This is a genomic window from Anoxybacillus sp. J5B_2022 (genome assembly GCF_026847645.1).
In the GTDB taxonomy this organism is placed as follows: Bacteria; Bacillota; Bacilli; order Bacillales; family Anoxybacillaceae; genus Anoxybacteroides.
Genome location: NZ_JAPSMC010000092.1, coordinates 1 through 7,256, shown reverse-complemented (window position 1 = coordinate 7,256; position 7,256 = coordinate 1). Strand labels below are relative to the sequence as shown.

Here is a 7,256-nt window from a genome sequence, read left to right as displayed (position 1 = left end):
CATTTTTTGAAAACAGCTATTGCTGGATATGGTTAAAAATATCGTACATTGGAACGATAATCGACGTGACGATCGTACCGACGATGCCGGACAAAAGAACGATCATGAGCGGCTCGATCAGCGATTTGAGCCGGTCGGTGCCTGCTTCGACTTCCGCTTCGTAAAAGTCAGCGACTTTCGCCAACATCGCATCAAGCGAGCCTGTCTGTTCGCCAATCGCAATCATTTGTGTCACTAGCGGCGGAAACACCCAATGTTTTTTCATCGGCTCCGTCAATGACTGCCCTCGTTCAAGTGCATCGCGCGCTTGTTTCATGACGCTCGCAATCACTTCGTTTTCAATGACCGCCTCTACAATCGAAAGCGCCTGCAAAATCGGCACCGAGCTGGAAAAAAGGGAGCTTAACGTCCGCGTCATCCGCGCAAGCGCTGCTTTTTGCATTAGTTTTCCGAAAATCGGCAAGCGCAATAGCGCATAATCGAGGTAATATTTCGTTTGTTTTTGTTTTCGCAACATCGCAAAAAATGCATAGATGCCAACAAGTGCGAGGATAACGACCCACCAGTACATTTGCATCCATTTACTCGCCGCTAGCACAAATTTTGTGATTGCTGGTAGTTCCGCGTGAAAATCAGCAAACATCGCGACAAACGTTGGAACGACTTTCACTAATAAAAAGATGACGACCGCAATCGCGATTATGCCGACGGCAATCGGATACGCGAGCGCAGAGACAATTTTTTGCCGGGTGCGATGAATTTTTTCAAAATGTTCGGCGAGCCGCTCAAGCGTTTCATCCATGTTTCCCCCCGCTTCCCCCGCCTTCATCATATTGACAAACATCGGCGGAAAAATGCGCGGATGTTTTGCGGCTGCGCTTGACAGCGGATTTCCGGCGCGCAATTCTTCTTCTACATCTACTAGCGCCTTTTGCAGCGCTTTGCTGTCGGTTTGGCTCGCTAAAATGCGTGTCGAATCGACGACCGACACGCCTGCTTTTAATAGCGTCGAAAACTGGCGCAAGTAAATGACGAAATCTTGCAGTTTCACAGCGTTGCCAAACGTAATTTCTTTCGTTAGTAACGTTTGCGGCACTTCTTGCACATCGACGACTTTAATTCCTTTTTGCCGCAGTTTGATGATTGCTTCCCGCTTGGACGCGCTTGTGATCGTTCCCGTTTGCCGCTGACCTTTCATGTTTCTGCCTTCGTATTTAAATTGCGGCATGTTATTCGCCACGCTCCTCGATAAGATAAGGTTCAGCGATGTCTTTTGCAATGAGCCCTGCTTGCACTAGCTCTTTTATGTTCGCGGCGAGCGTATGCATGCCTAAAGCGCGGCTCGTCTGCATGACGTTGACAATTTGATGCACTTTTTCGTTGCGAATTAAATTAGCGACGGCAGCGTTATTGACTAAAATTTCTGTCGCTGCGACGCGCCCCGTTTTTTGCACGTTCGGAAAAAGGCGCTGCGAAATAATAGCGACAAGAACCGAAGCGAGCTGAATGCGGATTTGCGCTTGCTGTGCTGGCGGAAAGACGTCAATGATACGGTCAATCGTTGCTGGAGCACTCGACGTATGAAGCGTTCCTAACACGAGATGCCCTGTTTCTGCAGCGGTAATCGCGGTATGAATCGTTTCTAAATCGCGCATCTCGCCGACTAAGATCACATCCGGGTCTTGCCGTAGGGCAGCACGCAAGCCGTTGGCAAAGTTATTCGTGTCAAACCCGACTTCGCGCTGGTCGATAATGCAGCCGCCGTGCTTATGCAAATATTCAATCGGGTCTTCGAGCGTAATAATATGCTTTTTCATCGTTTTATTCACATAATCGATCATTGCTGCCAACGTGGTCGATTTCCCGCTCCCTGTCGGTCCAGTGACGAGCACAAGCCCTTGTGGCTTTGTGGCGATTTGCTTTAACACTTCTGGAAGCCTTAGTTCGTCAATTGTCGGGATTTTAGTCGGGATGACGCGAATCGCTAACGCAACGCAAGAACGCTGTTTAAATACGTTGACGCGAAAACGGGAAACGCCAAGGATACTATACGAAAAGTCAATTTCCCCTTGTTCTTCGAATCGCGCCCATAACGATGGAGAAACGATTGCTTTTGCCATCTCTTCTGTATCTTCCGGTCGCAGCGCCTCTTGCCCGTACCGTTTCAACTCCCCATTAATGCGCATAATCGGTGGAATGCCAACTGTCAAATGTACATCGGATGCTTTTAATTCGAAAGCTGCTCGTAAAAGATGATCCAGTTTTTGTTTCATCGCCCTCACCTTTAGCTTAAAATCGCCACTTTCAATACTTCTTCTAGTGTCGTTAATCCTTGCTTCACTTTTAGTAAGCCATCATCGATTAAAAAAATCATTTTGTTTTTAATCGCCAGCTCGCGCAGTTTCGAAAACGGTTCATTGTTTAAAATGACGCGGCGCATCTCATCGGTCATGACAAGCAGTTCATGAAGGGCAATCCGCCCTTTATAGCCAGTCATGTTGCACGTCGGACACCCGCGACCACGAATAACTTTTTCAATTTTTATGCCGCGCCGCGCGAAAATTTCGATTTCCCGCTTTGTCGGTTCTTGTTCATACTGGCAATCACGGCAAATGCGGCGCACAAGCCGTTGGGAAACGACGCCAGCGAGCGATGTCGCCACTAAAAACGGTTCAATTCCCATGTCAATTAAGCGCGTTACCGTGCTGAGCGCGTCGTTCGTATGCAGCGTACTAAGCACTAAATGCCCCGTTAACGATGCGCGAATCGCCACTTCCGCCGTTTCGCGGTCGCGAATTTCCCCGACCATAATAATGTTCGGGTCTTGGCGTAAAATCGAGCGCAACCCTTGCGCAAACGTCAAGCCAACGTTTGGATTGACTTGAATTTGGTTAATGCCTTCCAATTGGTATTCAACCGGGTCTTCAATCGTAATAATATTGACCTCTTCACTATTTAGCCGATTCAGCGCAGCATAGAGCGTGGACGATTTTCCTGACCCAGTCGGTCCAGTAATGAGCACGATTCCGGTCGGTCGCTCGATTAACTCAATAAACCGCTGCAAATTCAGTTTATTAAACCCAAGCTTTTGAATGTCGTTAAGCGCTGCCCCTAAATCGAGGACGCGCATGACAATTTTTTCCCCATACACCGTCGGCAACGTCGATACGCGCAAATCGACGGGATGGAAGTCTATATTCATTTTAATCCGTCCGTCTTGCGGAACGCGATGCTCGGTTATATCCATATTTGCTAAAATTTTAATTCTAGCGGTTAGCACGCTTTGCATATGTTTCGGTAGCGCTCGGTCCGTTCGTAGCACCCCATCGACCCGATAGCGAATTAATACTTTCGTTTCTTGCGGGTCGATATGAATGTCGCTCGCTCGCTGCTCCACTGCCAGCTGCAATATTTGGTTGACGAGCCGGACAATCGGCGAGTCTTCTTCTGTTATTCGCTCCTCTTCAACCGTTTCTTGCGTTGGCGCCATCCGCAAAAAATCTTCCATCGACTCATCGATGTCGTAATATTTATTGATTGCCCGTAAAATATCGTCTTTCGAGGCGATCGCTGTTTCAATATGAAAGCCTGTCGAAAGCCGCAAATCGTCAATGACGAAAAAATCCATCGGATCCGCCATCGCCACAAGTAGACGGTCCCCTTCTGCTTTAAGGGGCATGACCATATTCCGTTTGGCAAATTCTTTTGGAATTAAATTCGTCAATTTCGGATCAATCGGATAACGGTATAAGCTGACGTGTGGAATGCCAAGCTGAAATTCCAACACTTCAATTAACTGTTGTTCGGTAATGTATCCACGCTGCAATAACGCATCGCCAAGCTTTTGCCCAGGCGCTTTTTGCTGGAGCGCTTCTTGCAGTTGCGCCTCCGTGATTAGTCCTGCTTCTACGAGTAAATCCCCCAACCGTTTCCGTTCTTGTCGTTTCGTCATCGTCATCCCTACTTTTCGTACTGGTCGCTTTCGTTTGGCTGTTCTTCTTGTGTTGGTGTTTTCGTCTGTTCGTTGTTTTGCGTTTCACTAGATGAAGGAGTTTCTGTGTCATTTGTTGGAGTCGTACCAAGTTCTAACCCGCGCACTTCTGTCGCATGCACTGGCGGGTAAAAATCTTCGGACACAATTTGCGCATCCATAAACTGCTTGTTGGCGCCATATGTTTCTTTTTTCACTTTTACAAGCATTCCTTGACGTCCTGATTCTTTCACGTACCGTTCCCCTGGCTTCAACGTTGGGGTGTATTGCACAACCGTTTTCGGTGGAAAGTATTCTATTTCTCCCGTTTTGATGACGTATTGATACGCAAACGGCAACCCGTATAGCGCCACCCGAACCCCATTTCCAACCGTTTGGAACTGTAGCGTATACGCTGTCGTGTTCGGGTTATATACACGCAAATCGCTTGTTTTCCCATCGACTTTTGCTTCATAGCCAAGCGGAATCCCGTCTGGCAAGCTGCGGCTCGTATGACGTTCGACGACAATAAAATTCGTCGGCAATACCGCTTGATACACCATGGACGCGATAGTACTCATCGCTAACGATGACATCCCTTTCACATGCGAAGCAAGCGAAAAGACCGTTTTCCCTTTGATTTCAATGGACGGATGATTTTCTACCCATGCAATAACTTCTGCTTTCTGTTCTCCTAAATTCGTGATGCTCCCTACACTTACCGCTGTTTTTTCCGTTGCTTGTTCCCCGATATAGCGTGCAAGGTCGAACGGTTCGCGATTTCGCTGCAATAGCGCGGCGCTTGCGGTGATGTCATTCACTAACTTATCAAGCTGAAGCGACGAAGCAAGCGCTGGTGCAACAAGCTGTTCAGCAAGGGCGGAAACGGCTTCTTTGTCTAATTGCACAACAAGCTGCGACGGGCGACCATTCACAGCTTGCTGTACACTCTGTTCCACACGAAATGTAAACAATCTCGTCGGGATTGCTACTGTTTTTTCTTGATAAGTAAGCGTTAGTTGGGCGGACGTTTTCCATTCGTTCACTTTCGCTTGTAGTTTTTGCACCGCTTCTTCTTTCGAGAACGAAGCAACCGAAACCGAACCGATGATCGTTCCGGCAGCAAAATCAGTATCGTTGGCAACCACTGATTCATAAACAGTAGGACCGATTTGCGAAATGCTAATAAAATAGATGGTGCAAAGAACAATGATAAAAAATAGTTTTGCTGCCGCGACTGGCCGCACAACGAAAAGCCTCCTTTTTATGCATCGACGTTCATCGATACATCAATAATCACACTAGGTCCTGCTTCTTGTGCTTTAACAATATCATCGACCGTTAATACTGTCCCAGCTGTAATAAGGACGTTTCCGTTTGCGTCAACAATATCTTTCATCACACGTCTTCCTCGCAAAATTTCAATTTGCTTTTCCCGTAGCGCTTGAAGCGCATCTTTTTCTTTTATGTTCGGTATTTCTGTTGTTTTTTCGGTCGTTGCTAGCACTTCCTCCAATGAATCCCCTTTTGCAAGCAGCTCCGTTTCCTCGACAAGGGCAGAAGCTGCGCTCTCATTCACAATTAAAATATCTTTTCCGTAAGTGAGCACAAATTCCGCAGGGAGTGCTGCTTGGCGGTCGGAAGTGGCAAGCTCGACGCCGATAATTTCGCCTGTTTCTTCGTCGACGAAAAATTCCGTGACTTCGCCAAGTAGCTGTCCTTTCCGTGTCATTGCTTTCGTATTTTTAATGCGAATTTGTTTATTTACAAGCTGGTTGGCAATCGGAATTTCTGCTAAATCAATGACGGCGTTATGGTCATCTACTGTTACCGCAAATTCACCAATACCGACGACTTTTTTAAACGGAATCGCTTTTAAGCTAAATTGAACGTCCTCTTGTTCAATCGTTAAAAAGTCAACGGATCCTTTTTCTGGATTGATGACTAACGTTTTGACTGTTCCGATTTGAACCCCATCGGAAATACTGATGATTGGAAGCCCGATAATTTGTGCACTACGTTTCATCTCCACCACACCTGTCCATTATTTTTCGATATGAGAAAGAAATTGAATTTCTTCTAATAACGCTGGATAGCGGGAAAATCTCTCCCGTAAATGAGTAAGCCACGAGGAAAGCTTATCATATTCTTTTTCGAAAAGATAGTGTTCAATCAACATCTTTGCAAATACATAATAGTCGTGGTCAGATAGCGAAGGCTGCATGCATTGAAGCAGGCGCTGTTCGTATTCGTTTTTGCTAACCGATTCGCGAATAAAGCGAAGCTCATCAATAATCGTCTGCATTAATTCGTTCGGCATCGGCGAGCTACTTGGAGAAACAGGTGACTGTTCGATCGGTTCGTCCGCTTCAAGCGATTCACCCCACGGTTCGGAAGGAAGCATTGCTTCTTCCAAAAGAGCATCAAGTTTCGGTTCTTGAAGTTCCACCTCTTCTGCCAAAAGGTCTTCCATTTCCAATGGAAGACTCGTTTCTTCCAGCGAATTATCCGCTGTTCGCTCAAATTCTTCTCCCAAAAAGTTGTCCAGTTCTAGTGGAAGAACCGTTTCCTTGATCGAATTGTCCGCTGTTCGCTCGAGTTCTTCTTCTAGAAGGTCATCAAGACGTTCGCTTTCTTCTAGCCACGCAAACGTATCGTCGCTCTCTTCTTCGTCGGCTAAAGCCGGTTCTGTCAGCGCTTCGTACTCTTCTAATGAAAGCGGCGGTAAATAGTCTTCTTCTGTCCATGCAATCATTTCGGCTTTCTCGTCTATTATCGAAGGCGCAGAAGTTTTTTCATCAAGGATCTCTTCTGCTAGCCATTCCTCCACTTCTGCACTATCTTCCGCTTTATCCAATTGTTCGAATGGTGCTAGCTCGGCTGCGATAGGTTGCGGTTTATTTACTTGTTCATCCGGAAGAAGGGGAAGCGCACGTGCGGATTTTTGTTTTGGTTCTACTGCCTCTATAGCCATTGCTTCTTCGACTGCAAATACATCATCCTCTTCTTCCACAGCTGCATATAATACATGGCCAAACCGCCGGTCTAATACGTACGTAATCGCAAGCGCCATGAGCAGTAATAGCAAGCTTAATTGCCAAAGCGGGAACACCGCAGATGCCGTAACCGCAAGGAGCGACAACAACAACGAGACAAGAAGTGCTGCTATTTTGCCGCGCCGGCTTAAACCAAGCGGCAACATAAACAGAAGCGGAACAGCGACGACAAACGCAAGCAATATAAATAAAACCGGTTTCAATGTTTCACCCCGTTTCCAAACACATAT

6 protein-coding genes are annotated in these 7,256 nt (G+C 46.7%); all 6 read right to left on the bottom strand.

Annotated elements, in window-relative coordinates; genetic code table 11:
- Positions 1 to 16: 16 nt before the first annotated feature.
- The 6 genes from M4I42_RS15955 to M4I42_RS15930 are packed head-to-tail and all read right to left on the bottom strand — an operon-like array spanning position 17 to position 7,229.
- Positions 17 to 1,228 (bottom strand): type II secretion system F family protein, encoded by a 1,212-nt coding sequence (locus M4I42_RS15955; protein ID WP_268853050.1) that lies wholly within the window; start codon positions 1,226 to 1,228, stop codon positions 17 to 19.
- 1 nt (position 1,229) lies between these two features.
- Positions 1,230 to 2,273: a type IV pilus twitching motility protein PilT gene (locus M4I42_RS15950; RefSeq protein WP_268853049.1), complete on the bottom strand. Its 1,044-nt coding sequence runs from the start codon at positions 2,271 to 2,273 to the stop codon at positions 1,230 to 1,232.
- Between the two features lie 11 nt (positions 2,274 to 2,284).
- Positions 2,285 to 3,952 carry a GspE/PulE family protein gene (locus M4I42_RS15945; RefSeq protein ID WP_268853048.1) on the bottom strand — a complete coding sequence of 556 codons (1,668 nt, stop codon included), beginning with the start codon at positions 3,950 to 3,952 and terminating at the stop codon, positions 2,285 to 2,287.
- Positions 3,953 to 3,960: 8 nt separating this feature from the next.
- The gene (locus tag M4I42_RS15940) at positions 3,961 to 5,217 is read right to left on the bottom strand and encodes a VanW family protein (RefSeq protein WP_268853047.1); all 1,257 of its coding nucleotides are present in this window, start codon (positions 5,215 to 5,217) and stop codon (positions 3,961 to 3,963) included.
- Between the two features lie 17 nt (positions 5,218 to 5,234).
- The gene (locus M4I42_RS15935) at positions 5,235 to 5,996 is read right to left on the bottom strand and encodes a PRC-barrel domain-containing protein (protein ID WP_268853046.1); all 762 of its coding nucleotides are present in this window, start codon (positions 5,994 to 5,996) and stop codon (positions 5,235 to 5,237) included.
- 18 nt (positions 5,997 to 6,014) lie between these two features.
- Positions 6,015 to 7,229: a hypothetical protein gene (locus M4I42_RS15930; RefSeq protein WP_268853045.1), complete on the bottom strand. Its 1,215-nt coding sequence runs from the start codon at positions 7,227 to 7,229 to the stop codon at positions 6,015 to 6,017.
- Positions 7,230 to 7,256: the final 27 nt, after the last annotated feature.